The organism is Roseomonas sp. TAS13, from assembly GCF_001950415.1.
Lineage (GTDB): Bacteria > Pseudomonadota > Alphaproteobacteria > Acetobacterales > Acetobacteraceae > Roseomonas > Roseomonas mucosa.
Window position 1 is genome coordinate 1 of the sequence record NZ_BDLP01000558.1, and the last position, 2,061, is coordinate 2,061.

General features: G+C 70.2%; 2 protein-coding genes and 1 pseudogene. All 3 read right to left on the reverse strand.

The genetic code is table 11. The features are described from left to right. Positions 1-33 precede the first annotated feature (33 nt). A complete protein-coding gene (locus tag ROTAS13_RS23530; RefSeq protein ID WP_253187753.1) occupies positions 34-495 on the reverse strand; it encodes a structural protein in 462 nt (153 codons plus the stop codon). Continuing rightward, on the reverse strand, positions 492-839 hold the full coding sequence (locus tag ROTAS13_RS23535; RefSeq protein ID WP_075823584.1) for a DUF2190 family protein: 348 nt from the start codon (positions 837-839) through the stop codon (positions 492-494). Before ROTAS13_RS23535 ends, ROTAS13_RS23530 begins: the two co-directional genes overlap by 4 nt. A gap of 82 nt (positions 840-921) precedes the next feature. After that, positions 922-2,061, reverse strand: a pseudogene (locus tag ROTAS13_RS23540) (terminase); the annotation flags it as partial.

Consider the following 2,061-nt stretch of genomic DNA (forward strand, 5'->3'; position numbering starts at 1 on the left):
TTCGCCTTACGGTGGAGCTGTGCGTAGATGTGATCAAGAGACAGCCCGCAGGGTCGCCGGCGGCGCAGGCGGCACCCCGGCCAGGGTGAGCGCGCGGTCGATCACCGCGGCCGGATAGGCCAGCCCCGCGCATTCGTGGTGGATGATCGCCTCGACCAGCGGGCGCAGATGCGCGTGGCTGTGGAGGTCGATCGCATCATCCGGCCCGACGCCGATCCGCCGCGCGACCACAGCGATGTACGCGGCGGTGTCGTTCTCCACCTTGGGCGCCCAGCGCTCGATGATGGCGCGCGGTGTGCGCAGCTTGTGTCGGTCCTGGTAAGTGACCAGCAGCGCCGCCAGCGCGCGAATGCCGAACTCATGGCTGGTGAAGCGGCAGAACCGCCCATCCGAAGGCGGATCGGCCAGCCCCTGCCATTTGTTAGCGGGGACGTGCTCGATGTTGCCCGGATTGCGGTTGCGATAGCCCCGGGTGGCCTTGGGATCGATACTCACGTGCCGATCGCCGGCACGCGATTGAGCCAAACCCGGACGGTGGTGTCCGCGGCGAGTGCGGCCAGGCTGGCGATGCCGACCTGGAAGTTGCCGGTCGCCGTGGTGGTGATGCGCCGGTTGGTGTTGTCCCAGAAGACGCGGGCGCCGGCGGTGATGGCGAGTGCCGGCTCCTTGGTGATGTCGAACACGCCCTGGGTGGCGGCCTCGATGACGGCGTTCTGCGCGCCATCGACGGCGGCGACGCCGAACAGCGCGCCGACCAGGACGCCCTGGCCGGAGAGGATGCCACCCGCATAGGGGACGGCGATGGCCAGGCTGTTGCCCGGCTGGACGTAGTTGCGCATGGGATTGGGGTCTCCAGAAACGCAGAAGGCGTCCCGAAGGACGCCCTCTGCATGGGTTCATGATGGACGGTAGGAGCCGGGATCAGGTGCCCGGATTGAACCAGGCGCCGCGCCAGTCGATGGCGCCGACGCCGAAGTCGAAGATCACCGACACCTCGACGCCGTCCACGCCCTGGACATTGCCCGTGGTGACCTGCGGCCCCTCGGCGCCGTTCAGGTAGCCGTAGACGTAGACCGGTGCGGCGAAGGGATCCGAGAACAGGTACCAGCGGTTGGCGGGGATCAGCGGCTCGACCAGCGGCTGCACGAAGCCGGCATAGACGTTCGCGTTCGAGGTCTGCGTCGCGGCGACGCTAACCGTCAGCTGCCGCGCCGCGAGCTCCTGGTTCGGCCCGACCAGCAGGCGCATCTGCGCGCCCACCGCGATGGGCAGGCCGTCGAGCGTCCGCTGCCGCATCACGGCGGCACGGCCGAGCGCCAGGTTCGGCAGGTCGAGCAGCGTGCCGGCGCCGGCCTTGTTGGCGCGGGCCGCGGCCGTCCCGAAGACCGCGGCATTGCCGGTGATGAGCGTCGGGCCATCGCCGTTGGCACTGTTCACCAGCGCATAGGCCGTCGCGTTCTCGAAATCGGCCACGCGCCGGCCGATCATGGAGGCGAAGTCGGTGAAGGCGCCGAGGTCGTCGTTGACCAGCATCTGCCGCGTCACACGGATGCGGCGCGCGAAGGTCTGCAGGAACACCAGCTCCTGGCTTTCCGACATGGTGCCGGCCTGGATCTCGCCGTTCTCGGACAGCGCCACGAGGTTGGGGAAATCCCCCACGCGCAGGTGGCGGTGCGGCTTGAAGTCCCGAAAATCGCGGCGGAGGAACAGCGTGCGATAGGTCGGCTGCGCCGGGGCATAGGCCGCGAGCAGCATCTTGTTGGCCGCGGCCGAGAGCAGCGCGGGGAAGTCGCTGGTGGTGTGGAAGGCGCGCTCGGCCAGGATGGTCGGGTTGCGGGGGATGTTCCGCTCGCCCCGGGCACGGAGCAGTTCGCCCATCATGTCGGAGGGGCGCCAGCCCATGAATTCGACGTGGCGGCCGGCGCCGGGGCCCGTGCTGGGCGCCTGGTAGCCGGGCATGGAGCGGGCGGCGAGCGCCTCGGCCATGGCGTCGAGCAGGCTGGCCGGGTCGTCCTGGCCGGGGCCGGTCTCCGGCCGCGCCGGCAGGGAGGGGCGCGGCGC

Bases quoted from the DNA above. Each gene is read 5' to 3' on its own strand.
- ROTAS13_RS23535 (WP_075823584.1), bottom strand. From the start codon at position 839: ATGCGCAACTACGTCCAGCCGGGCAACAGCCTGGCCATCGCCGTCCCC.